The sequence below is a fragment of the Kribbella sp. NPDC051586 genome (assembly GCF_044453965.1).
GTDB lineage: Bacteria > Actinomycetota > Actinomycetes > Propionibacteriales > Kribbellaceae > Kribbella.
Genome location: NZ_JBITDF010000002.1, coordinates 1,557,037 through 1,581,522, shown reverse-complemented (window position 1 = coordinate 1,581,522; position 24,486 = coordinate 1,557,037). Strand labels below are relative to the sequence as shown.

Annotated in this window: 24 protein-coding genes and 1 tRNA gene; 7 read left to right on the top strand and 18 right to left on the bottom strand. The window is 65.5% G+C overall.

The annotated features are described in order from the left end of the window. Positions 1–6 precede the first annotated feature (6 nt). The 8 genes from ACIA58_RS17885 to ACIA58_RS17850 form a co-directional block, all read right to left on the bottom strand. The gene (locus tag ACIA58_RS17885) at positions 7–714 is read right to left on the bottom strand and encodes a response regulator transcription factor (RefSeq protein WP_396404753.1); all 708 of its coding nucleotides are present in this window, start codon (positions 712–714) and stop codon (positions 7–9) included. After that, entirely contained in the window at positions 711–1,328 is a 618-nt protein-coding gene (locus tag ACIA58_RS17880; protein WP_396404752.1) for a LuxR C-terminal-related transcriptional regulator, read from the bottom strand. The genes ACIA58_RS17885 and ACIA58_RS17880 overlap by 4 nt, the downstream gene beginning before the upstream one ends. Then, on the bottom strand, positions 1,325–1,966 hold the full coding sequence (locus ACIA58_RS17875; protein WP_396404751.1) for a sensor histidine kinase: 642 nt from the start codon (positions 1,964–1,966) through the stop codon (positions 1,325–1,327). Before ACIA58_RS17875 ends, ACIA58_RS17880 begins: the two co-directional genes overlap by 4 nt. 262 nt (positions 1,967–2,228) lie before the next feature. Further along, on the bottom strand, positions 2,229–3,554 hold the full coding sequence (locus tag ACIA58_RS17870) for a right-handed parallel beta-helix repeat-containing protein (protein ID WP_396404750.1): 1,326 nt from the start codon (positions 3,552–3,554) through the stop codon (positions 2,229–2,231). 277 nt (positions 3,555–3,831) lie between these two features. Then, positions 3,832–4,881, bottom strand: coding sequence for a sensor histidine kinase (locus tag ACIA58_RS17865; RefSeq protein WP_396404749.1), 1,050 nt, complete (start codon positions 4,879–4,881; stop codon positions 3,832–3,834). A 4-nt stretch (positions 4,882–4,885) separates the two neighbouring features. Then, the gene (locus ACIA58_RS17860; protein ID WP_396404748.1) at positions 4,886–5,551 is read right to left on the bottom strand and encodes a response regulator transcription factor; all 666 of its coding nucleotides are present in this window, start codon (positions 5,549–5,551) and stop codon (positions 4,886–4,888) included. A gap of 548 nt (positions 5,552–6,099) precedes the next feature. Beyond that, positions 6,100–6,831, bottom strand: a complete 732-nt coding sequence (locus ACIA58_RS17855) for a sulfite exporter TauE/SafE family protein (RefSeq protein ID WP_396404747.1) — start codon at positions 6,829–6,831, stop codon at positions 6,100–6,102. Between the two features lie 3 nt (positions 6,832–6,834). Beyond that, a complete protein-coding gene (locus tag ACIA58_RS17850) occupies positions 6,835–7,047 on the bottom strand; it encodes a YkvA family protein (protein WP_396404746.1) in 213 nt (70 codons plus the stop codon). Between the two features lie 1,424 nt (positions 7,048–8,471). Here ACIA58_RS17850 and ACIA58_RS17845 point away from each other — a divergent pair. From ACIA58_RS17845 to ACIA58_RS17830, 4 genes are read left to right on the top strand one after another with little or no spacing between them, the layout of a single operon-like run. Further along, positions 8,472–9,647, top strand: a complete 1,176-nt coding sequence (locus ACIA58_RS17845; RefSeq protein ID WP_396404745.1) for a hypothetical protein — start codon at positions 8,472–8,474, stop codon at positions 9,645–9,647. After that, a complete protein-coding gene (locus ACIA58_RS17840; RefSeq protein WP_396404744.1) occupies positions 9,644–10,180 on the top strand; it encodes a hypothetical protein in 537 nt (178 codons plus the stop codon). Before ACIA58_RS17845 ends, ACIA58_RS17840 begins: the two co-directional genes overlap by 4 nt. Beyond that, positions 10,162–10,890, top strand: a complete 729-nt coding sequence (locus ACIA58_RS17835) for a hypothetical protein (RefSeq protein ID WP_396404743.1) — start codon at positions 10,162–10,164, stop codon at positions 10,888–10,890. The genes ACIA58_RS17840 and ACIA58_RS17835 overlap by 19 nt, the downstream gene beginning before the upstream one ends. Further along, entirely contained in the window at positions 10,871–11,335 is a 465-nt protein-coding gene (locus ACIA58_RS17830; RefSeq protein ID WP_396404742.1) for a transposase, read from the top strand. Before ACIA58_RS17835 ends, ACIA58_RS17830 begins: the two co-directional genes overlap by 20 nt. Before the next feature lie 99 nt (positions 11,336–11,434). Here ACIA58_RS17830 and ACIA58_RS17825 read toward each other — a convergent pair whose 3' ends face one another. Further along, positions 11,435–14,986: an SGNH/GDSL hydrolase family protein gene (locus ACIA58_RS17825; RefSeq protein WP_396404741.1), complete on the bottom strand. Its 3,552-nt coding sequence runs from the start codon at positions 14,984–14,986 to the stop codon at positions 11,435–11,437. Positions 14,987–15,212: 226 nt separating this feature from the next. Beyond that, positions 15,213–15,803 carry a hypothetical protein gene (locus tag ACIA58_RS17820; RefSeq protein ID WP_396404740.1) on the bottom strand — a complete coding sequence of 197 codons (591 nt, stop codon included), beginning with the start codon at positions 15,801–15,803 and terminating at the stop codon, positions 15,213–15,215. 421 nt (positions 15,804–16,224) lie between these two features. Here ACIA58_RS17820 and ACIA58_RS17815 point away from each other — a divergent pair, with 421 nt between their 5' ends. After that, complete coding sequence (locus tag ACIA58_RS17815; protein WP_396404739.1) at positions 16,225–16,815, top strand: YciI family protein; 591 nt, start codon at positions 16,225–16,227, stop codon at positions 16,813–16,815. A gap of 123 nt (positions 16,816–16,938) precedes the next feature. Beyond that, positions 16,939–17,499 (top strand): dihydrofolate reductase family protein, encoded by a 561-nt coding sequence (locus ACIA58_RS17810; protein ID WP_396404738.1) that lies wholly within the window; start codon positions 16,939–16,941, stop codon positions 17,497–17,499. Positions 17,500–17,625: 126 nt separating this feature from the next. Here ACIA58_RS17810 and ACIA58_RS17805 read toward each other — a convergent pair whose 3' ends face one another. Continuing rightward, positions 17,626–18,228 (bottom strand): class I SAM-dependent methyltransferase, encoded by a 603-nt coding sequence (locus ACIA58_RS17805; RefSeq protein WP_396404737.1) that lies wholly within the window; start codon positions 18,226–18,228, stop codon positions 17,626–17,628. Positions 18,229–18,317: 89 nt separating this feature from the next. Between ACIA58_RS17805 and ACIA58_RS17800 the strand changes: the two genes are divergently transcribed. Next, positions 18,318–18,983: a TetR/AcrR family transcriptional regulator gene (locus ACIA58_RS17800; RefSeq protein WP_396404736.1), complete on the top strand. Its 666-nt coding sequence runs from the start codon at positions 18,318–18,320 to the stop codon at positions 18,981–18,983. A gap of 724 nt (positions 18,984–19,707) precedes the next feature. On the opposite strand, the gene ACIA58_RS17795 is transcribed toward ACIA58_RS17800, so the two are convergent. The 7 genes from ACIA58_RS17795 to tenA all read right to left on the bottom strand — a co-directional run bounded on the left by ACIA58_RS17795 (position 19,708) and on the right by tenA (position 24,409). Beyond that, positions 19,708–20,019, bottom strand: a complete 312-nt coding sequence (locus ACIA58_RS17795; RefSeq protein WP_396404735.1) for a hypothetical protein — start codon at positions 20,017–20,019, stop codon at positions 19,708–19,710. A gap of 87 nt (positions 20,020–20,106) precedes the next feature. Further along, entirely contained in the window at positions 20,107–20,379 is a 273-nt protein-coding gene (locus ACIA58_RS17790; RefSeq protein ID WP_396404734.1) for a hypothetical protein, read from the bottom strand. 33 nt (positions 20,380–20,412) lie between these two features. Continuing rightward, the gene (locus ACIA58_RS17785; protein ID WP_396404733.1) at positions 20,413–21,336 is read right to left on the bottom strand and encodes a hypothetical protein; all 924 of its coding nucleotides are present in this window, start codon (positions 21,334–21,336) and stop codon (positions 20,413–20,415) included. Positions 21,337–21,552: 216 nt separating this feature from the next. Continuing rightward, positions 21,553–21,849: a hypothetical protein gene (locus ACIA58_RS17780; RefSeq protein ID WP_396404732.1), complete on the bottom strand. Its 297-nt coding sequence runs from the start codon at positions 21,847–21,849 to the stop codon at positions 21,553–21,555. A 231-nt stretch (positions 21,850–22,080) separates the two neighbouring features. Further along, positions 22,081–22,156, bottom strand: a tRNA-Lys gene (locus ACIA58_RS17775). Positions 22,157–22,202: 46 nt separating this feature from the next. After that, on the bottom strand, positions 22,203–23,750 hold the full coding sequence (locus tag ACIA58_RS17770) for a phytoene desaturase family protein (protein WP_396404731.1): 1,548 nt from the start codon (positions 23,748–23,750) through the stop codon (positions 22,203–22,205). Continuing rightward, complete coding sequence (tenA, locus tag ACIA58_RS17765; RefSeq protein ID WP_396404730.1) at positions 23,747–24,409, bottom strand: thiaminase II; 663 nt, start codon at positions 24,407–24,409, stop codon at positions 23,747–23,749. Before tenA ends, ACIA58_RS17770 begins: the two co-directional genes overlap by 4 nt. Positions 24,410–24,486: the final 77 nt, after the last annotated feature.

Below are 24,486 nucleotides of genomic sequence, written 5' to 3'. Positions count from 1 at the left end.
CCTACGTCAAGAAGATGATTCGGATCGCTCGGCGATCGCGGACGTCTCGGTCTCGTCGATGCCTGCCACACCGTGTAGCCGCGCGAAGGCGACCAGTGCGAGCGCGGAGTGCTGTCCGGTGCGGCGCAGGAGACTCTGGATGTGCGTTCGCACGGTATTCGTCGACACGAAGAGGTGCTCGGCGACTTCGGCCCTGTTCATCCCGGCGACCAGGCAGCGCAGGACCTCGAGTTCCCGTGGGGTCAGCTGATCGGCGAATCCCACTGCGGCTTGCTGCCGCCGGAGATCGTTCATGAGGTGATCGAGGACCGGTTGCAGCATCGCGGGCGCCAGATACAGATGGCCGTCCAGAACCTGCCAGAGGGCACTGACCAGGGCGCCCAGCTGAGTTGTCTTCGTCAGCCAGCCACGGGCCCCCGCTTCCAGTGCCTGCACGATCAGCCGCGGCTCGGTGCTGCCGGACAGCATGATCGTCTCAGGCGCATTCGGCATGGCTGCCAGGTCGGCGAGCAGGTCGTAGCCGGACTCCTCGGCCAGCCCGAGATCCAGCAGCACCACATTCGGCCGCTCGGCTCCGATCAGCGTGCGAGCAGCATCGAGGGTCGAGGCCGTGCTGACCCGATCGATTCCCGGCTCGGCCATGAGGAGCCCCGCGAGTGCTTCGGCGAAGACCCGGTGATCGTCCACGAGGAGGACAGCGACTCCGCCCCTCACCGAATCCCGCCCTCGGAGAGTTCGTGGACGTCGACCAGACCGGCGGTAGCGGCCGCGCGAGCGATCTTGCCGCGGCCGTGCACACCGAGTTTCCGCAGTACTTGCTGAACATGTGTCCGGACGGTGTGTCTGCTCACGCAGAGCTCTGCTGCGATCTGTTCGGTGGAGAGACCGCGCACGACGAGGCGGAGTACCTCGAGCTCCCTGGTCGTCAACGGATCCACAACCTGCTGTGTCCGGCGATCCGCCGCCGGCCGCCCTTCCGCGACCCGATTGCCCAGGGCAACCTTGTCGACTGCCGCCGATACAGTCCCGAGGCCGCACGTCTTGCTGACGACAGCGTTCGCGATACCGGCGTCGTACGCATCCCAGGCCGATTCGTCCTGTGCGTCGGCCACCAGGACGATGGCAGTCCTCGGGGCGCGGTCGTGCAACGACCGGGCCGTCCCCGGCGGGGCGTCGACGACGCACAGGTCGGGATCCAGCAGGTCCGCGCCGTCGACGAGTTCCCCCGGATCGTCGGTGGTGAGGACGACGTCGTACCCCTGGCCGTCGAAGGCAGCGGCGAGCACCGATGCGAACAGCCACTGCTGTGCACAGACCGCCAGCCTCATGCCGACCTCACCGCGCGATATCCGGTTGCGAAGCAGAGCCGGACCGTGGTGCCGGCCGTCGGCGCGCTGGTGATCTCGAGCCGACCGTCACAGGCACGTGCTGCCGCGGCCACCACGTACAAACCGTGTCCCGTTCCAGATGTGACGCCACCGAATCCGGGACCGTCGTCTGTCACCTCGACGTACGCGTCCTCGTCCGTCGAGCCGACGCGGATCAGCACATGTCCCGAGCTGCCGGCTGCGCGGCATGCGTTGTCGAGCAGATTGCCGATGGCCCTGCGCAACAAGGTCTTGTCTCCGGCTACGACAATTCGTGCGGCCCGCTCGAAGATGACGGGCGCGCGGTAGGTCACGCGGACCACCTCGGCGCATTCGCCCGCGAGCTGGGTCAGATTGACTCCGCCGATCCGCTGCGCGGGTCCCTGTTCGACCTCCAGCAGCTCGGCGATGGCCGCGAACTGCTGGTGGATCAGACTCAGCCGGTCCAGGCCGGCGTCGTCGTCGATCCGGTCCGCCGACAGCTCGGACAGGGCCAGACCTGCCGCGACGTACTGCCGCAGATCGTGGCACAAACGCGAAAGCTGCTGCGATCCGGTGCCCAACTCACCCATCGCCGGCGACGCGTCGACAGCACTCATCGGTGACCCCCCTCAGGTCCCCACCGAGCCCGGCCGCCCACCGCGGCCTCACGTTCGCCCAGCCCTCCGACGACCACGGACGGTCATACCGCCGCAGTATCCCCGTTCGAGCCCCCCAGGCGCACGCATCTCGGTCCCAGGCTCCAGTAGAGGCCGCGACCAGGTAAAAGAGGCAGGGGTGCGGCCCATACGTCATGATTCGGTCATCTTCACGTCATCTTCGGGTCAGCCGAACCGGCCGTCGATGGATGACCGACTGTGATCAGGGCTGAAATTCGTAGGCGCCGAGATCGTCGTACCGCCGCGGACCCTCCGCGAACGCGTTGCTGCTCGCCGGATCGTCGACGCGGCTCTGTCCTTCGATGTCGGTCGACTGCTCTCCGGAGACGCCTGAGTTGCCTCGGTCGATGGCCGGGGAACCGGCCGCCGGCCGCAGGTTCCAGGAGCCGGCCGCGACGAAGCGCGGATCGGCCTGCACGCCGTGTGCTTCCTGGTGCGTGGCCGCCTGCATCGCGGCGAGCGAGGTGTACGTCGTCCCGAACGCGTACATCTTGCCGGCCTTGGTCAGCCAGACGAGGTTGTGATCCACCGTCGTCGACGACGGAGCCGAGTCCCAGATCCCGATGTTGCCCGCCCGCCGGGAGCAGGAGATGCCGTTGTAGGCGGGATAGACCGCGTTGTCGACGGCAACGTTGTTCATCACCTGGTAGTTGCCGGACGTGCCCTCGACGTTGATGCCGGTCGTGCAGTTGCGATAGACCGTGTTGCCGATGATCCGGCCGCCGGTGACGTTCAGGTCGTCGATGCCGTGATCGCCGTTGTTGTAGGTGACGTTCAGCGCCGCCAGGTTGTCGTTGCCGCCTGTGTAGAACTGAATACCCGAGTCCTCGTTGTCGTGCGTGACGTTGCGCAGGACTATGTTGCCGGGGCTGATCACGTTGATTCCGTTGGCATTGCGGCGGAATCCTTCGGCGTTGAAGCTGGCAGAGTTCCCGGCGACCAGGATTCCGGTGGAGCCGGAGCTGACCAGGATGCCGGTGCCGTTGTTGCGGTGCACATCGTTGCCGCTGACAACCGATGCGCTGGATCCGCGGACGCTGATCCCGTACGCCGTCTTGCCCGAGGCCTGCTGGCCCGCGCCGCTGACGGTGTTGCCGGTGACGGTGATGTCATGGCTGCCGGACACGTAGACACCGTCGTAGCGGGTGCCCGTGAAGGTGAGTCCGGACAGTGTGATGTACGAGCGGGAGGAGATATTCGCGCCGTAGTTGGCCGGTGTGAGAATCGCGTGCCGGCCGGGCCAGGCCGTGATCGTGATCGGCGCGGCCGCCGTACCCGACACCGCCGGCTTGATCGTCTCGCTGTACGTTCCGTTGCCGATATAGAGCGTGTAGCCGGCAGCGAGTTTGCTGACACCTTTGACGATGGTGCAGTACGGCGCGGTGGCCGTGCCGGGCCCTGCGTCGGAGCAGCCATTGGCGGTCTTGTCGACGTACAGAGCCGTCGTCGCAGCTCGTGCGACGAGCGGACAGGCCAGTGCGGCAGCTGAGAGCACCATGATGCCCGCTGCCCTCGCCAGGAGCTTCATGCCTTCAGCGTGGCCGGGCGGGTGTCCGACCGCATCGCGCATTCGACGTAAACCTGCGATCCATGCGGATGAGAACGGGCTGCGTACGTCGGGGGCCGGCCGATCTTGGGGAGCGGTCACGACGAGGGGGGTGTCGTTGACCGCAGTCGGCACGGCGCCCGGTGCGTGTGGGGCGCAACCGAGCCAGTCGTCGACGTACGCAGCATGTTCCCCCCAAGCAGGGTGGCTTGCGGTTGTCGGGCGGGGCAAGGAACATGACGTCGCCGTCATCGAGTGGTCAGGTGGCCGGCAGCTCGAGCGTGAAGACGGCGCCGCCCGGGGGATCGTTGCGAACGGAGAGCGCGCCGCCGTGAGCGATCGCGGCGGACCTCGCCATCGACAGTCCGAGGCCGGTTCCCATCGCGCCGTACGGCGGCTTCCGGTGCCAGAACCGATCGAAGACATGGGGCAGGTCCTCGGGTTCGATGCCCGGACCCGAGTCGCCGACCTCGACGATGCAGCGATCATCGACCCGGACGCTGCGCAGGCTGATCGCGCCACCGGGCGGCGTGAAGTTCACGGCATTCTCGATCAGGGCGTCCAGCGTCATCTCGATCCACTCCGGATCTGCCGTGATCACGCCGGTGGGGAAGGTGCGGATGCGCCAGATCCGATCCGAATTCGCGGACCAGTTGGCTGCGATTTCGTCGATCAGATCACCCAGATCCGTAGGCTGCTTCGACAGGGCACCGCCTGAGTCCAGACGCGCCACAGCCAGCAGCCGGTTGGACAGAGCCGACATCCGCTCGAGCTGCAGCATCGCCACCGAGAGGTCCGCCCGAGCTTCTTCCTCCAGATCCGCGGTCTCGACGAGCTCCAGGTGTCCACGAGCGATGGTCACCGGAGTCCGGATCGCGTGGGACGCGTCCCGGAAGAACTCACGCTCGCGATCGACCGCGTCGAGCTGCCGCCCGGCCATCGCTTTCAGCTGCTCGACCGCGGCCATCCGCCGGCGGGCGTGCCAGACCATCACCAGCAACACCAGCGGCATCAGCGGGATCTCGGCCAGCTCGGGACTTGCCAGCCGTCCCTCCGAGGCGTGGGCAACCATCAACCAGCCGCCCAGCAGAGTGATCGCCACGGTCGCGGAGATTGTCGGGACCACCGGCCAGATCCGGTATCCATAGGCGATCGCGACGGCCAGGAACATGATGTGGAACGGACCGGCCTCATGGCCGGGCCGGGCGAACATCAGCCCCATCATGCCGACCACGAACATCGCGACAGCGATGTCGATCGCGACGTCCAGCTGCCGCCGCGGCCGAAGTTCGGCCAAGCGGCTGGACACGATGTCAGGCGCTCTGGAGCTGATAACCGACATTTCGCACCGTCACGATGAGATCCGGCCGAAGCTTCGACCGTAGCCTGCCGACACAGACGTCGACGACGTTCGTCGACGGATCGAAGTCGTAACCCCAGACCTCCGACAGCAGCTCCTGCCGGGAACAGACGACGTCGGGGTTACGCATGAGGTGGCGCAACAGCAGGAACTCCCGTTTCGACAAGACCGTGGGCGATCCGTCGACGAGCAACTGACGGGCCTCCAGGTCGAGCACCATGTCGCCGACGCGCAGCTTGTTCTTCCGCCGGTTCGTGGCGTCCTCACCCAGCCTGCCGCGGACCCGGGCGATCAGCTCACGGATCGCGAACGGCTTCGCCAGGAAGTCGACCGCGCCTTGCTCGAGGCAGCTGATCCGGAGCTGAACGTCCGCCGTCGCCGACAGGACCAGGATCCGATAGCCCGGATCCTGCGCGAGAAGTGCAGAAAGCACGGCCTCGCCGTGCATCCCAGGCATCACCAGGTCGAGCACGATCAACGCCGGTCGCTGCTCCAGCGCGAGCCGAAGTCCCCCTAGACCATCGGTCGAGCTGAGTACCTGGTATCCCTCGGCCTCGAGTGCTCGCCGCACGAAGCGGATCAGATCCGGCTCGTCGTCGATCACCAGAATCTTGGTCATCTTCGCCCCCTCCGCTGATGACCGTGTGTAGCTATATTCGTCATTCTGGAACGTTCTACTCCCACGCGGAAGCCCTCGTAACCGTTTCGTGCCGCGCAGACGCCACCTTTTCGCTACCAAGCGTTAATCAATCGTTTGGCTACGCTTTGGCCCTGCCCCCTGCTCCCGGCTACTCCGGGTAGCGACACCCCAGGGTGTCGAATCCCCCGCGGAGCCGCCGTTGAATGCATCGGTTTGGTGCTGCGGAGCTGCGGCTACGCACTTCTGATGCCCTCATTCCGCCGACGTAGCCACGATGAGCTTGACCGGCAGACCGACTGGGTCGTGACGCGCTATCGGTTGCTCCTATTGGGTGTTTGCGACGGCGTCCGAGCGTTGCCCCTGGCCGGGCTAGATTGGCGTTCACGCGGTACCGCTAGCCTGGCGGGAGGTCCGAGGTCATCGAGGACGTCCGGGAATAGGACGGCATGCGGCACGCACTGGGGCGCTGGCGAGCTGCCCGACTGTGTAACCGACGTAGCGGCGGGGGCGGTTTGGTGTTGGAGTGATCAGAGGCCGATGAGGAAGAGTGCACCGGCGGCGAGAAGACCGAGTTCGACGAGCAGGACGAAGAGGTGGTCGCTGATGCGGCCGATGATCTTCGTGCCGGACCAGGCGCCGAGCAGGGTCGCGGGGGTGAGCGCGATGCCGTAGAGCACGACCTGGCGGGTGAGCAGGTCGCCGGCGCCGTAGGTTGCGATCTTGGTGAGGTGCATGGTCAGGGCACTGACCGCTTCGGTGCCGATGTAGGCGGCGCGGGTGAGGCCGTAGGCCAAGAAGAATGGCGCGGTGAGTGGCCCGACGGAGCCGAGCAGTGCCGAGCCGAGGCCTGATGCTGCGCCGACCGCGGCAAAGACTGGGTCAGTGGGTTTGCGGGGGTACGGCTTGAGGCGTCGCCAGAGCACCACGCCGATCAGGAACACCCCGAGCAGCCGCTTCAGCGGGGATAGCGGCGCGTGGGTGAGCAGGACTCCGCCGGCGACGGCGCAGGGCACCGCGCCGAGGGCGAACCAGCCGATCAGCGGCCAGCGGAGTTCGCGCCGATTCAGCCAGGCTCGGGAACCGTTGCTGGACAGTTGGGTCAGGGTCAGCATCGGTACGGCCACGCGCAAACCGAACAGGGCCGTGAATACGGGCAGCAGCAGCACTCCGCCGCCGAATCCGGCGACCGCCGACAACATGGCGAGCCCGAAGGCCGCCGCGGAGGCGACCAGCAGGATGGGCAACGAATCGGTGAGCATGTCTTAGGAGGCCGGTGGGAGTCCGGCGAGGCGTCGGACGGCCGCGAGACCCTCGGATGACCCGGGCCAGTGCCGATCGAGCGCTGCGGGGCCCGCGCTGCGGGTGACCGATCGGAGGGCGAAGGCGACGATCACCGCGTCGTCGGCATAGCCGATCACCGGAATGAAGTCCGGGACGAGGTCGAATGGCAAGGCGGGTACGCCAGCAGGAGCCACAGCCGGATCCGCACCCCACGAGGCAGCGTCCGATCGCCAGACGATGCAGGAGCCGTACCAGGTCGGGTAGCAGCCGCAGTGCGTCCCGGATCCGCAACTCGTCCGGCAGGACGAGCCACAGCGCGACGATCAAAGCTGTCCATAACAGCAAGACGCCACCTGCAGCGCCTGCCGCTACCGACCACCACGACGCTGTCACCCGGCCCATTGTGTCGTCAGCCCCAAGCAGGCTGGCCATTGGCCTCGAGTGCGTCGACAACACTCCAGGTAAAGACGCTCTGTCACACCCGCTTCGCCTCAAGGAGCAGCGTGCCGGGTCGACGGCGTCGTACGTGATTCGTCAACCTATGTGAAGCGTTCCCTGGCCGCTGGCACGCCTCGCTATGGGTGTGCTTGCGCCGGGCCCAGAGCAGGCGGCCGACCGCGTACCAGGTGGCGAGGCCGACAAAGAAGCGGCTCCCGAAGGTCAGCGGGATGAAGGCGAGGCTCCCCATCCCCAGGCCAGTGGAGCGTGGCGGCGCCATCCGTCCCAGCCGCGGGATCTGATCGTGCCGATGCCGAGCCAGATCAGTCCCAGTCCGATCAGTACCGACGAAACCCCGAAGACGCTGGACAACGCGGTCGGCCCGGCATCGGTTTCCTTGCTCCTGGCAAAGAATACGAAGGCTCACGACCGAGCGAGCGACGGAAACCGCCATCGCCCCGCAAGCAACGCGCCGCGGCCACTTGGCAGCGGATCCTCGCGGCGGCGGCGTACGACTCGTTCTGCTCGCGTGGCTATGCCGGTACGGCCATGTCGCCCACGTCGCCTGTGTCGCCGTACAGACCGTGTACTTCACCTTCCACAGCAAGGCCGAGCTGCTTGACGCCACCGTCCTGCGGGCTGCCGCCGCCAGCCCGGCACACGAACCCGTCATGGAGCGATCGACCTGCCAGGTCGGACGGACAAGCCGAGATGGGACCTCACGTCCCGATGCTGAGGCGGAGAGGTGACCAACCGGGGACGGAAGGTCTATGAGCCAGTCGCTCTGCTGGCTCGGTCGCCGGGCCGGAGACAGGGCTGAGTGTTCCCGCAACCGGTCCGCGGCGACGAGTATCGAGAGGCTGATGGCGGTCGTGATGTCGGCGCTGAAGACAGGTCTGGATCGACGACGCCGGCTGGGGTCGGATGAGTGGGCTGTCGGCCCCGAGGTACCACCTGTGCATCTGCGGGGCAACGCGGCTGCAGGTTCCTGCAACGACCGTAACGGATCCTGCTCACCTGTCGATGAGGCGAATGCGCCCGTCCGATCGGTCGGCGTTCCGACACCATCCTGGGGGGATGTCCGGTGAGGCGTCTCAAACTGTTCGCCCTGTTATCTCTTCTGCTCGCGTTAGGATTCACTGCCACGGCCGCACAGCAGGCTGATGCCGGCGGTCCTGCTGTGACCCCAGAACCAACCCCGAGCACAGCCGGCCAGAGCCAGCCGCGATCGCTAGCTGCAGAGGACAGACCGCGGCCGTACGACGATTTCACTTACTGGACCGCCGACGACTGCCGCAAGCCTGGAACCGGGGCGGACATAACGAACTCCACCGGTGGCGGGCGGATCGTCAACCACTTCCAGCGCTGTGCCTGGAAGCAGCACGCGATCACTCTGTGGTCCGCAGGCCAGCTCTATCCGCTGGGCACGATCGCATTCCGGTTGACGATGATGGCGAGGGCGTCCGAGGACGGGCGGACGATCGAGGTTACCTTCCGCGCGGACGAGGTTCAGGCGCCCCACCGTCGCGCGCTGCTGGCCGATGTCGCACAGATCTCGATGACGCCCAGTTGCTCGGCCGACGATGCGCCGGCAACCTGCTCGATGACTCCGTCGAACCGGCAGACGGTCAGCGTGGCGGAGCTAGAAGCAGTCGGGCTGACGTTCTCGTTCCGGTCCCCGCAAGCAGCGACCACGAAGAATCCGATCAGCCTGGACACCGGCCAGGTCAGCTTCCCGTACTACTTCACGTCGCCGCCCAACGGACAACAGACTGACCAAATCACCGGCGGCATCCAGGAGTTCAGCATGAGCTGGCGGTGCGACTCCGCACAGCTGACGCGGAAGGAATTCAAGAAGGAGGCCTGCGTCTTCCCGACCCTCCCGCACCTGACCCTGAACATCAACGATGCCGGAATCACCGAGTCTGCGCAGCACATCCGGCAGGCGCAGCAGGACCCGAACTCGACGGATCCGACGCCTCCCGCAAACGGGACCAAGACGATTCCGAGCAAGATCACCCGGCACTGGGACGCGCAACTGAACGCCAATCAACGCGCCGCGTCGAGGGCGGCGTGCGTAGCAGCTGAACCGGAGAAACCAGCTAACACCGACTGCGACGAGTATCCGTTCGCGAGTACCCTCGAGGGATCGCTGGCGCCACCGCTCCCGAACTACAACTTCTCGGTCAGGTACATCAACAGCAGTGACAACAGGCGATCGGGTTGCTGGATGGGCTTGTGGTTGATCAAGGACAGAGTCTTGGCCAAAGATCAGTACCAGGTCGACGTGTACGACGGTCCAGTCTTTCCGGAGCCACCGCCGGAACCGCCGGAGTGCGCCGAGGAGGAGCAGTGACAATCGACAAGCTGCTGGCCGAGCTGGACACCATACTTCTTCGGCAACCCCTGGCGGCCGGCGAGCTACGGGCCGCGGCTCCAGACGACCTGCTCGCCGCAACCGCCCTGCAGCTCGGGGTCGCGACTCCCGATGCGCTCACCCCGCTCTACCGGATGCACGACGGAACGCATCCCGAAGGACCCGGCCACCGAGGATTCTTCGTTTTCCCGCCATGGTGGGAGTGGCTGCCGCTGAGCGTTGTCGCAGCCGAGGGACGGTCGCCGGTTGTGTGGTGCCGTCGTACCGGCATCGAGGCATTCCCGTTCGCCGGCGACGGTACCGGTGCCTTCCTCACAGCCGACACCGAAGCTGTCGGCAAGGTCTGGTGGGTAACGCCGGAGGAACCGGCCAGTCCGGCATGGCCCGACGGCACGCTGACGGGACTGATCTCGGCCACAGTGGCCGCGTTCGAGGGCTCCAGCACCGACTACCGACTTGAGTACGTAGACGACCGGATGAAATGGATCGCCTCATGGCAACCCGAGTTCTGAACCGACCGAAGCGCCTGCGGGTCCTCCTCGCCCTGGCCCTCGCCGCCGCGCTGGCAGCCGCGGCAGGCACGGCGGGCATTGGCAGGGCGAGCGCCGAATCACCCAGCTGCACCTTGACCGCGCCCGCCCAGCTCACGATCGACAAGCCGTACCAGCAGTTCAGCGTAACCCGCTCCTGCACCGGAGACGCTCCACCGGAGATCACCTGGACTGCCAGCGCCGGCACCGTTCTGACCAGTGATGCGTGGTTCCTGCAGCGGACCACGGGTGTCGGCGACGTCTACAGCGACGACCCGATGGGAACCTGGACCTGGAAGGTCACGGACCCGGGCGACCGACCGGACGTCGTCTTCAACGAGCCGGTTACCGACGTGCGGCTCAAATCTGTGGCCACCGGTGCGGGTGTGTGGAACGCGGTCGACGGAACGACGAAGATCACGTTCCACGTCACCCGTTACAACCCAGCAACGAACACCACCATCCCCTGGGCAGGGGCAACTGGCACCCTCGAGTTCCACACGTCGCCGTATCGTGGCGAACCGCCCTTCACGACTGGTACGGCACTCACGGCCAACAGCAACGGCGACGTCGTACTCACCGTGAAACCCACCATCGACATGGTCTACCGATTCGCAGTCGCGGACGCGCCGACCATCTTCGGCAGCCGCACAGGCAACGTTCTGGCCCGCGGTGCCCGGATCTGTTGCTAGCCGGGTACGTCGACGCACACCAGCCGGTCGCCCGGGCCGATCCGCCCGGGCTACGCCGCCGAAGCCCCGAACCTCAAACGTCGGCGACATCACCTACCTTTCTGTTGCTGATGGCAACAACCTCCATCTGGCAACGGTGATCGACTGTCACTCCCGCCGCCTGGCCAGCTGGGCGCTCTCCGACCACATGCGCACCGAACTCGTCACCGACGCACTCAAGCCGCACAGGCCACCCGCGGCAGCCTCGCCGGAGCGGTCTTCCGCAGCGACCACGGATCGGTCATCCAAGGACTACGCCCGGCACTGCCACGAACTGAGCCTCACCCAGTCCATGGGTGCCGTGGGCACGAGCGCCGACAACAGCCTCGCCGAAGCATTCAACGCCACCTTGAAACGCGAGGTCCTGCAAGACAACAACACCTGGCCCGACCCGTCAGCGGCATAAATCCACCACCCTGTCCAAGCGATCTGACGAATCTGGTCGGTGGCCGAACGGCCCCGCGCCTGAGCGCGGGGCCGTTTCGTCTGTGCGACAAGGTGGCTATCAGGATGTGAGTGCGTTCTGGAAGGCCTGCGCGTAGAGCGTGCTGCCGAGATCGTTGGGGTGGAACGACTCCATACTTGCGCAGATCGGATTGCCTGGGCAGGTGAAGTCGCTTGGTCCTCCGTGCGGGGCCGCTACAAGGTCATTGAGTGCGTACTGCGTGGTTGGTTGCGGGTTGCACAGTTCGTGACCCGAGAATTCGGGTCCAGGGAAGTGGTATTTGGCCGCTGGGCTCCCGCTTGGACGATTCAGGTTGTAGGCGGCCACGGTGTGCTCCTCGACGGTCGACAGATAATCGGCCCACTGGTTCAGCCGGTGTCTCTCGTCCTGGGTGCCGACGACGGTCGAGCAGTCGTCGGGCGTCTGAGGAGCGAACAGCCTCGGATAACCCAACAGCACGATCTGAGCATTGGGTGCCTTGATCCGGATGGCGTCGAGTACGGCTGTCAGTGGGCCGGCGAGCTTGTCGATGGTCGGCAGGAGGTCCTCGTAGGCCGGACAGTTGCCTGGTGCAGCGATGCTGCAGCTCTCGAGGACCTGAGTGAATCCGATGTCGTTGCCGCCGATCGTCAGAGCGACGAGCGTGGTATTGCTGTCCAGAAATCCGGATTCCAGTTGCGGCACTTCGTGATGCTGCCCGAGATGGCCCGGCTCTTCACGCCCGAGATCCGGATCGATGTTGTATGTCAGCGCCGCCGAGCAGGCGACGCTGTGGTAGTCCAGGCTCGGGTCGTTGGTATCGGTGCGGCTGCCGACCGTCGATGCGCTGCCCGGCAGTACGGCCTTGCGCGCCCAGGAGGAGCGGCTGCGTCGGCAGGCGTTCCAGCTCGGGGTGCCGGTGTCGGCGCCATTGCCCGCAGTCGGGAGCCCTCGGTTGGAGACGTCCTCGTATGCTCCGACGCCTTGGCCTGAGGAGTAGGAGTCGCCGAGCTGTACGACGATGTCGCGGGGCTTGCCTGGCAGTTTGGAGAACGCTGCCGCGTCCCATGCGACGTCGGACGATCCGTCTCCGTCGGGCGACACGTTGTCGAGGACCAGCCGCGGCGTGTCACTGCCCGAGACGAAGTTGAAGACCCCGAGGTTCACCCAGGTGTTCGCCTCGATGTCGGTAGGGATGTATCGGTTCTCGGTGCCTCCGTTACCTAGGTGGATGACGTAGTGCGCCTGTTGGGTCATCGCGCCGTGGTCAGGGACGTGTACAAGAACCCGGGTCCATCCGGACAGTCGCGTGGTTGGTGTCCAGGTGCCCGTCACCTGCATCGCCGGACTGCCCGCCCAGGTATGTGCGAACCAGAAGTGTCCGCCCAGGCCTCCGCCGAGTTGGTGAAGGTCGATCTTGCTTGGGTGCTGGCCTTCGGCGCCGGTACCGAAGGTCATGCTGAATGTTCCTGCGCTCGGCGGCTTCGATGGACAACTCAGGCTGGGGACGGACGACGGCAGATCATCGACGATGATCGTGTTCGCCGGCAGAGGTCCGGTACCGCATTGAAATGCCGGTGGGTAGTGGGTGCCGGCCGGCTGCTCGGGGTATTGGCCTGGGTCGAATCTCTCCACTTCGTGCCCGCAGCCGGATGCACAGTCTCGCCAGCTGACCGAGGTGTGCCAATAGCACTGCAGGTTGTAGAGACCTGCCGGGCTCTTGTGGTGGCACGGACCAGCCGGCTCTCCGACCACATCCGGGTCGTTGGGAGGGAAGGTGGCGCCGTACGTGCACTCGTTGACCTCGGTGCACAGCACCTTGGGCGGAGGCTGGGCAGCGCGGCGGTCATCCACAGTCAGCCACCACGCAGGGCGATAGCCGGTCCCGTCCAGCGTGTCGATCGGATGCCCGGCCCAGCCGATGACCTTCTCCTGGTACGGCCAGTTCTGTGGGTGCGCGGCGTCGCTGTAGGTGTATTCGAGGAAGGGGAGCCGGTCCTGTGGATAGCGGGGGTTGGCCGGATTGTTCAGCCAGCCCAGGCCGGACACGGTCCCGTCGGTCTTCGGGTCGCCGAGGGGGTGGTAGCCGGAGTTGTAGGCCCACAGAGCGAGGTACCAGTTCTCGATCCATTGTGGGTCGCCGCCGTTCACGAGCATGCCGTGGGAGTAGAGCTCATTCCACTTCTGCTCGAGGATCTGAACACCGGCCGCGATGTTGGTTGCATAGTCGAGCGCGACTGCGGTCTTCTGCATGCTCGTGAGCTTGGTGTCGGCTAGTCGCATGCCGTCGGTGACCTGCGAGATGCCGTATCCGCAGTCGGCCTTCGAGAAGTCGATGCCCCAGCTCTGTGACTTGTTTCCGTAGTAGTCGCCGACGAGCGGGTTCCCGTATTCGCCGGACATCGCGTGCCAGCTGGCCTGCGACATGTTCGACTCCTGGGCGGTGATACCTAGCATGATCTGCGCTGGGATGAAGCCGCCGCCGGAGAGGCCAGGTGCGGGGAACAGGCCTTGCGGGGTGTAGCCACCGATGCCGTCGTGATGCCAGTCGAACGGGCGGCTGACGGTGAGGGCATGCCTGACCGCTTGGTCCACTGCCCACTCGGCCTGTCGAGGCGTGGGCTGGTAAACGAGCTGGTTAACGTCGTTGCGCGGGATCGCGCAGGTGTGGCCGTCGTCGACAGGATCGTCCATCGGAGCCACGGCCGCCGACTCGGCCTGTATCGGCACGGTGAAGTTGACGCTACGCCCTGTCGCAGGTACCCGACCGGCGAGCTCGACGGTCGCGGACGGCGTCGTACTGCTTGTCGCAGGCGCCTTGGCCTGCGGCGACAGGACGAGGTGGCCGGCGGATGAGAGGCCTTCGATCGGGGTGACGTCAGGCAGCAGAGTGACCAGCTTCGCGGCACCCTTCGCGGTTGTGACCTTCCCGGTGACATACACCGTGCCGTGTCCACCGCGTTGCACATTCACGGCTTGCAATGGTCCTGTCCCCACGGTGTCGGTGAGGCGTCCCGAGGTACGTCGTACCCGCACCGTCGTACCCACATGGTCCGAGTGCACGACCGCGCCGTTCGCGTCCACGGTCAGGTCGAACGGCGTCCCGGCTGCACGGACGATGCCTCGCACCTTGCCGGTGTTCGCGACCGAGACCAGCGCGTTGCTGGCAGCGCCGACGATTCCACTGGCTGTCGGCACCGCCGACGAGACCTGGATCGACGCGAGAACCGGCTTGGCGAGCCGTCCGGTCGTCGCGTCGACGCGCGTGAGACGGGTGCCAGGGAGGCTGTCGTCGCCTTCCTGGGTGAGGACCGCGGACTCTCCCGATCCGCAGCCCGGGTTGAAGTAGGCGAGGCTCGTGCGCGTCGGTAGTCTGCGAACCTGGCCCGAGTCGAGGTCGACGACTGCAGCGAACGCGCCGCGCAACGACAGCACAGGGTCGTTGGCGAAGCCGCGCGGTGCGTAGACGACCACCGCACGACGAGTCGATTCGGTCATGCATGCCTGGCCGACCCACTGATCCGCGTCCACACCAGGCTCGCGGAGAGTCGCGGCTGTCCGCCAGGCGTAACCGTCTTTCTCGTCGGCTACCAGGATGTGAAAGCCGGCCGCGTCACCTTCGGTGGTCAGCATCCGGTCGTCTGAAGTCCGCCAGGACTTGGACAGCACAGTTGCTGGGTTCGTGAGGCGAGACGAGCTATGACGTGGAGGTGGGTTGTTGGATGGCGCGGCAGACGCGGCGACTTCAGGAGGGCCGGCTTGTGCGGTCACCACCCCTGCGATGGTCGACAACGCCGCCAGTGCTGCCACGATCAGTGGACGACGTCGATGCATTGAAGGTCCTCGTCCTGGCATGACGTCAGCAGGCCCAGACGTCGTGGACGTACCACCAGTTCAACGCCGGGTTGACATCACCGCCGGTGGCTACTTCGTAGTCGGTGCCGTGGCCGTCGTGGAAGTGTGCGTACGTGTATGGCGTTTCGTTGTCCGCATATGAGCCGATCCCGGCCCAGATGACACGAACCTCGCCCGCAGGGCCACACTTGTACATCTTGACTTCCGGCCCGGTGTAGTTGCGGTCGTGGAAGATGCACAGGTACTGGTACGGGCAATGCAGGCCGGCCGAACTAGACGCCGGCACCACCTTCTGCGCCGCAGTGGGCGAGGTCCCGAGCTCGCGTGCTCTTGCTTCGCCCGGCAATGGCAGGAGCACCTCGCCACCGTCGAACACGATCTTGTTGATCGCGACCTGCCGCCCGCCGAACTGGTGAAGGTAGGTATCGACCTGGGCCTGCAGTTCCGAGGCCTGCTTCGGACTGTAACCCGCCGCTTTCGCCTGCACCGCGAACGTTGCGGCACCCGCAGGTGCCTGTCCGACGGTGGACGCTTGCGCGGGTGTTGCGACCCCCGCCGCAGCCAGCACAACACAAAGCAATGTTGCGATCTTCATGTACTTCTCCCGTCCCCGGTTTCACCGTGGTCTTGACGTAGCTGTGGCCGAACCGCCAGGCGAATGCTCGGACAGACGCCCCATCACCTCAAACACTTCGACTCCACCCGAAGCGAACCGACCGTTCTCGTACCCCTGAGCGTGGGCGCAGCGGCCCGACGACACCTCCCTTTACATCGTAAAGCAATACGAGCAGGTTTTCAGGACTTGCTCGCGTGCGACCTAAGGATGCGCCAGTGTGCCACGCACGCCGCTGTTGCATGTTAACATCACTTTACTGTGTAAAGCGACCTGCATCCGTCGGGCAGTTCGCCGAAATTCTGTGCTGACGCCCATCCTGGCGGGGGCGCGGCCGGTGAGCAGCCTCTGCGGCTGTATGGCGCATGTTCTGTCACTCGACAGCTTGAGAAGGAGAATCATCATGCAGTTTCTGGTCCGGGGCGTCGACAGTGCCGAGTTCCGGCAGGCAGACCACGAGATCCACGGTGACCATCAGGACTACATGGACAACTGGTCGGCACAACTGGTGGCCAGGGGCCCGACGCTGTCCAGCGACGGCATTGTGCACACGGGTTGCATTCACGTTCTCGACGTCGATCACCTCAGGACGGCGCAAGACTTCGCCTTCCAGGAGCCCTACGCGATCTCGGGCTGGCTCTCGAGCGTGTCGGTCACCCCACTCATCGAATGTCTTGAAGGCACAATGTGGGACAGGCCCGCGCCGAAGCGCGAGCACGCTTCGGCGCTCCTGCGCGTCGATTGGGCACCGACGCCGTTGGGTGACGTGGACATCGACCGTCTGCGACTGGCCTACTCCAACGCAGACGGCCAACCATGGCTGTTCGGAGGAGTACTGACCGACGAGGATCGCACCCATGCCAGCGGCGCGATCGCTGCGGTGGACTTAGATCCGACGGACGCCGAGCGACAGTTCGCCCAGATTCTCGCCCTGACGCCAGCCAGTACGACTCGGGAAACCCACCGCTGGAGGCGAGGCGGCCGACACGCTTGAACAGGCGCGCCGAGCGGGCGGGCCAGACAGATGGGGCCGAGAAGTCTGGGGGCGAGGCGTACAGAGATTCGATGAGCCTGATCAAGAGTCGCGGCATACCTCTTTACGGTGTAAAGTTCGGGGATGGCCAAGTTTGTTTACCGTGCGGCGACGTCGTTCAATGGATATATCGCCGATGAGAACAACTCGATTGAGTGGTTGTTCAGTGTGGACCGTGGTGACGGGCCGCCGCCGAGCCTGCTGGACGGCGTAGGTGCACTTGTGACTGGTTCGACGACCTACGAATGGCTCCTGCAGTCGGCGAACATGCTTGCCGAGCCCGCAACCTGGCAGACCTACTACGGAACCCGGCCGATGTTCGTCTTCACAACCCGTGCTCTCCCCGTCCCCGCTGGCGCCGACGTCCGCTTCGTCCAGGGTCCGGTCGCCGACCACCTCGAAACCATCCGAGCGGCGGCCGGCGGCGATGACGTCGCGATCTCCAGCGGCGGTGAGCTCGCCGGTCAGCTGCTAGATGCCGGCGCCTTGGACGAGATCACCCTGGGCATTGCACCGGTAGCACTCACCGGTGGGACGCCACTACTGCCGCGGCGCCTGGAGGCTGACCGCCTTCAACTCACCGCCTTCGAACGCCATGGTCAACTGCTGAATGTGACTTACACCGTCCAGCCGACTGTCGACTGAAGAAGGCCCCCGAGATCACCGGAGTGATCTTGGGGGCGAGCTTTCTGGCTCTCCTCTGTCGAGTCTGACGGTACGACGAACGCCGAGGCCGCGAGTGTGACACCAGCGAACAGGAGGCCAAGACGGTCATTCATGCGGTAGTTCCTTTCGATGATCTTCTTCGACCGAGAAGTCCGGCCGGCCAGATGCCGGACGTGACAGCACTCCGGACAGATGGGGGATCGGTATTCCCCACGGCCCGAGGGCGACGAGGCGACAGAGGTCGACGATGCTGAACCCGGAACAACGGATCGCGAGTTCGGTTTCTCGAGCCGGATCGCAGCCCCGGTCCAGCAACCGGCTCACCGGCGCGACGAACCGCTGGCCACGTAGCAGCCAACCGCGCGGCGCCGCCACGTGCTCGAGCAGCAAGACTTGACCGCCGGGCCGCAGTACCCGATGTATCTCGCGTAGCGCGGACGTCTGATCGGAAACCGAGCAGAGCACTGCCGAACAAACGGCAAAGTCCATTGTCGCGTCGTCGAGCGGAATGTCCTCGGCGCGCGCCTCCAGCACCTCCGCACCGGTCTCCAAGCTTCGCAGCCAACGCGCCGAGCCCGGATGTGGCTCCAAGCAGGTCACCCGGGTGTTGCCGCGCAAGTATGGCAACGCGGCGCCGTCTCCCGCTCCGACATCCAACACGTCCCCGCGAAGCTCGCTTAATGTGCGGCTACGCCAGCTTGAGCGCATTTCCCCAACGGAAGGCCGGTGCATTATCGATCCTCTCGACACTTTACGGCGTAATGGTAACATCCGATGGATGCCGTATCCTGAGCCGTGTGGAAGAGATTTCGAAGCCTGCCCTGTCGCCGGAGCAGATCCTGCAGGTTGCGGTATCGCTCGCAGATCGCGAGGGACTCTCTGCGGTATCCATGCGTCGGTTGGGGCGTGAGCTGGCGGTCAGCCAGATGGGGATCTACTGGCACTTCCGCGATAAGGACAGCCTGCTTGACGCCATGACCGAGTCGGTGATCGCGGTAGGCGAGTTCGGAGATATGTCGGGGGATCAACGCTCCTGGGACGACCAACTCCGACAGGTGCTACAGACGTTGATCGCGCAACAGCGCGCTCATCCGTGGATGGGCCGACTGGTGATCGAGAGGCTGGTCCCATTGCCCAGGTTCATGGCGGCACTCGAAACTATGCTGGACTGCACGCGTCAAGCCGGTCTAGGACCGGCCGAAAGCGCGATGCTGGTCCAGTTGGCAACGCAAGCCGCGGTAGCGCTCGTCGACCACGAACCTCGCGCCAAGGGAAAAGACCAGTACCAGTATGACGCCGAGCGTGACGAACTCGCGGACCTCGCTGCTGATCGCTACCCCAACATCCGGGACGCGGCTGAAGCGTTGACCGGTCGTCACAGCGTCGATGACTACTACCGCCTCGGGGTGGACATGATCGTCTTGGGTATCGGCGCCGTCGCCCGCCAGAACGCGGCACGGTAGCGGACAGAAGACAACCCGAGATCCGAGGAACGATGCGAACCGCTGTGACTTGACGCACAGTCATGGCCAGCGGCAGGACGCTGTGACCCCGAGGTACGCCACCGCCGTTAGCTCGACAACCAATTGAGTGCGTAAGGAATGCGCGCCGGACACGAAGTAGCCCAGGCCACTCGCGTGACCTGGGCTTTTGTGCGCCGCCAGGGACTCGAACTCCGAACCCGCTGAATTCCGGCTGAGATTGATCATCATTGTTCAATGATGCTCGGAATCCCTTACAGGTAACGGATTCCGTGGCCGCTGGTTGTGTGTAAGTTCTCATCGGCAACCATCCTCTCGCGCTGATTGAGGTGCGTAAAGAGGTGCGCTGAGTGCACCGCATGATCTCGTGCTGCCGAGCTATGGCATAGCGGGACGAGGCTGGGAGTGATGATCATCTGGCCCCGATCTGACGAGCCGACTGCTGAGGAACGCGGTGCTCCGTTGCTCGATCATTCATGTCGAGGCCGCGAGCAATGTTGCCGCGTCGCAGTCTGTGAAGATCTTCTCCAAGACAAGCTACGTGTCACGCCACGTGGGGACGCCGTTAGATCACGCCGGCGCCGGCGTGCACTGCCTGGCAAGAAGTCACGGCCCAGGTCGATCTGTACGGCGTGGGCATCCCCGCTGCCTACCTGCCGGGTGCGGCCGAACTGGGCCCGAACCGACCTGGTCTGGGCCGTGCTGCTCAGGCCGGCGCCGCCGTACCTGGCGATGGATCTGGATAGACCAGAGGTGCCAGCACGCGGGCGGCGGCCTCGGCACCTTGCGTTTCTTCAACGGCGAAGGCTTCGGCAATCAGAGCTCGGGTGGCCGGTGATGTCTCCGCTGCGTGATGCTCGGCGAACTCGCGCGCATCGCGAGAACGATCCGAGAGCAGTGCGCTGTGGACCGTCGCCGCGATCACATCGGCGCCGGCGGTTCCTGCCCAGCCCAGCCCTTCGGTCCGCCAGTCCGGGTCGGTCTTGTCGGCGGGCGGATTGCTGTGCTGGTCGTCCATACCTCCACATTGTAGACAGCCGAGGCCCGTTGAAGGTTCCACAGAGATGCGCCCGGCCACGTGCGGCCGGGCGCATCTGTCAGGGGTTCACCCCAGAAGCCTGCGGATCTGCTCTCGGTCCTCCTCGATGCGTGCCACATTCGATCGCGTCATCCTGGCGAACTGCAGCTCGAGCACAGCCCGTGCATGTTCGGCGGACAGTCCAAAGGCGCGTTCGATCGCTCGCGCCGCGTCGTCTGGTGTGTCGGAGTCGCTGGCGATCTCCAGGATCCTGGCACGGTTCTGTACTCCCACCGAGATCGCGTCGAGGAGCTGCAGGCGGATTCGCTCGGCCTTTGCGATCTCCTCGGAGTCAGTCATTGTGTCCCGTTCGGTGAGTCGGATCGGCGATGATCAGCCGCCGTTCTGGTAGGCCAGGAACTGCCAGTTCGAGGCCGTTACCACCTTCCAGCGGCGTGTTTCGACCTGGACCTTGGAGGTGGGGTAGCCGCCGGCGGGGTTGTTGGTCCAGTTGATCCGGAAGTAGTACCAGTTCCCCGTGGTCATTGAGGGGTGGCTGTATTGATTGCAGTCCAGGGTATAGCCGGACGCCGTACAGCCCGACACTGTGGACTTCAGCGGGTCCGAGCCGAGGGTGACGTCCTGGTAGATCTTCACCGAGGCGCTGGACATATAGTTCGTGGGCCCAGTTGAGCGCCGGATGTACTCGTAGATGTGGGCGCCGTCGCGCTCGAAGTAGGTGTGTGCCTCCAGATCGGACGTCATGGCGCCCAGCGTGTGCGCGCCGGAGCTGTCCACATACCCGTAATAGATCAGGGTCGTGGTCGACCCGTGGAGGACCCAGTAGTAGTAGCCGCTTGCTTTCGGCTCGCCGTTGTCGATCTGGGACGCCTGAGGACTCCGTGGAACAGCAACGGCGCCGGTGGCGGGCTGCCCTTCGACGGGGAACACCAGCGGTTGGAGGACATCGGCGGCCGCGTCGCCACCATCCTTCGCCGCGACCGTGAACGCCTGACTGATCAAGCTGTCCGCGCTGGTGGTCATCTTCGACCGATGGTTGCTGAAGAACTTCCGGGCTACCTCGACCTTGCCGAGACGCAGTGAGCTGGCGATCGCTGCCGCGAACGGATCTGCGCCCTTCCCGCCGGTCCAGCCGATGCACTCACCGGCCGCCTGCGCCTCCGCAGAGCAGCTCGCCGGCAGTTGGTCTGCTGCAGGCGAGTCTGTCTTCGTGGGCCTAGCGACCGCCGATGTCGCGAACGACGCCGACGTCAACACGGCTGCCAGAACAGCCAATGCCGTCTTTCTGGCCTTCATCAGTTACCTCCCGTGGGCGGACATCCGGCGGCGAACGGGCCACCGGACTTTCGAAGCTCGGAGGAGCAAAGAACGACCGGAGGAGGCTACGACTGCAACGACATGCAATTCGGATACCGACGGACGCACCTGCGGGCGAAGCAGCCGCGGTCTCAACGAAACGGGTGTAGCGCCCATTTGCCAGATGTTCGAAAACCCGTTGAGGAACCTCTACGCTCATCGAAGGTCGCCAGTCAGACCGCGATGTTCGTGGAGAATGAGGTGGGGGATCTTGCGCATCGCGGTGAGCTCGCCGGACTGGTTGGTCCTGGCGCGGTCCTGGAGCTTCTTCATGAGGGCGCGCTCGGCGGCGGTCTTGGTTGTGCCGAAGGCGGAGACCGGGCGGACGTGTCCGTCGTGGTCGCGGAACCTGGCCTGGGATTTGTGCTTGGCCGGCTTGCCTTTGTCGTCGGTCTGCGCGACCCAGGTCGAGCTGTTGCCCCAGGTTCCGATGGACAGTGGTGGCCTCGCCATCTCATGCCTCCAACCGTGTTGATGGTTGGCTGCTCAACGCCGTGCGGAGCGCCGAACCTGGGAGATCGGTAGCGATGCGAAGCGATGTGATGTGACGCACAGTCACGGTCAGACGGAGGTTGCCGTCGACGTCTTGGTGGAGTGTGTTCCGGCTAGGTCGATGCGGAGACCCGGGTAAGTGGTGCGCGCCAGACATGAAGAGGCCCAGGCCACCTTCGTGACCTGGGCTTTTGGTGCGCCGCCAGGGACTCGAACCCCGAACCCGCTGATTAAGAGTCAGCTGCTCTGCCAATTGAGCTAGCGGCGCGAACGAAGAGGATCGTAGCAGGGGGATCGGGGAGATGCGAAATCGGTTAGGTGGTGAGGATGGTCATGGCGGCGTTGTGGCCGCCGAGGCCGGAGACGGCGCCGCCGCGGCGGGCGCCGGAGCCGCAGATCAGGAGGTTGGCGACGTCGGTTTCGGTGCCCCAGCGGCCGGCGTCGGCGGGGTCGGTGGCCCAGGGCCATTGGAGGTCGCCGTGGAAGATGTGGCCGCCGGGCATGCCGACGGATTCCTCGATGTCGTACGGCGTCTTGGCCTCGATGCAGAGGTTTCCGTCGGCGTCGCGGGCGATGCAGTCCTCGAGCGGTTCGGCCAGGTACGAGTCGAGGCCGGCCAGCACCCGCCGAACGGACTCGGCGCGGACCGAATCGTTGTCGGAGGCAAACAATCGGGCGGGGAAGTGCACGCCGAACACGGTCAGCGTCTGGTGGCCGGAGGCAACCAGCGAAGGCGAGAGGATCGACGGATCGGTGAGCGAGTGGCAGTACACCTCGGACGGCGGCACCGCCGGCAGCTCACCACTCAGGGCGGACTGGTACGCCGACTCCAGCTGGGTGTAGTCCTCGTCGATATGGAACGTGCCGGCGAACGCCCGCGCCGGGTCGTCGCCGGTCTTCAGGGCAGGTAGACGGCGCAGCAGGACGTTGATCTTCAGCTGCGATCCCTCCGGCTTCTCCACGCCAGTCTCGCCACGTAGCGCAGCCAGCGTGGACGGTGCGACGTTCGACAGCACCCAGGAGCAGTCCACGGAACGCTCACCGTCACCACCGAGCCAGGTGACCGATCCGCGGACCCCGTCAGCCTCGACGGACGTGACTGACGCGTTGGTGACCAGTGCGGCGCCGGCACGTCGGGCAGCGGCCGCCAGCGCATCCGTGACAGCGCCCATGCCGCCGACCGGCACCCGCCACTCGCCAGTGCCGTTGCCGATGAGGTGGTAAAGGAAGCACCGGTTCTGGATGAGGGACTCGTCGTGCAGTCCGGCGAAGGTGCCGATGACGGCGTCTGTCGCCACGACTCCGCGGACGGTGTCGTCTGTGAACCGTCGTTCGATGGTCTCGCCGAGCGGGCGCTCCACCAATTCCTGCCAGAGCGCTCCGTCGACGCGGGCACGCAGGTCCGCGGCGGACTGGAGCGGCTCGAGGAGTGTGGGAGCAATGGCCTCGGCCAGCGAGCTCACGGAGCTGTAGAAGTCACTCCACGCCCCGTACTCCGTGTCGCTACCAGTCAGCGCCCGGAACGACTCACGAGTGACAGCCCCCTCCGGTCGCTCGACCATCAGGCCGACGTCGCGTCCAGAGCGGCGTACCGGGGTGTACGACGCGACCGCGCGGGACCGGAGGTCCAGCCCGAGGCCCAGGTCCGCGACGACCTTGTCCGGCAGCAGGCTGACCAGGTACGAGTACCGGGACAGGCGGGCGTCTACCCCGGGGAACACGCGCTCACTGACCGCTGCGCCGCCGGTGTGGGCCTGCTGCTCCAGGATCAGGGTGGAGAGCCCGGACTGGGCCAGATACGTGGCGGCGACCAGACCGTTGTGCCCACCGCCGACTATGACGACGTCGTAGAAATCCTTCATCCCACCGGCCAATCAAGCTTGTGGTAAGCGGCGTCCCAGAACATCCATTCGTAGCGGCACGTCGTAGCGAAGTGCTGGTGACAACGTTCCCGCTCTGCGGCTCCGACGTCCAGTCTGTCCGTGACGGCGAGCACCTCCTCGACGACCGCGTCGAACTCCTCCGAGCCGTACGTCTCGATCCACTGCCCGTACAGCGGGTCCGGTGAGGACCGCTTCAGCAGCTCCCGGCCGACGTCGCGGTAGATCCAGTAGCAGGGCAGTACGGCGGCCACGGCCTCGGCGTACGTGCCTGCGGCGCACACCGCCGTCAGATAGGACATGTACGCCGTGGTCGTCGGGCCGGAGCCGGCTGCGTTGACGTCCGCGGCGGTGACCCCCAGCGAGTGCAGCAGCGAGTCGTGCAACGAGCGCTCCACGGCGATCGCGTTGGCCGCGTGCAGCGCGAACATACTGACCGCGTCCTCGTCCGGAGCTCGCCCGGCGACCAGGCTGAGCGCCCGTGAGTACGCGCGGAGGTAGTGGCTGTCCTGGACGATGAAATACCGGAACGCGTCGTGGTCGAGAGTCCCGTCGGTCAGCCCGGTGATGAACGGGTGCCGGACGATCTCGTCGTACACAGAAGCGGCACCGCGGTCCCACAGCTCGCCGGAAAACGTCATCCTCGCTCCTCGCCGTCGACTGGGACCGACCTTATCCACAGGACGCGGCGCCGGTCCGAGACGAACGTCACTCTGCC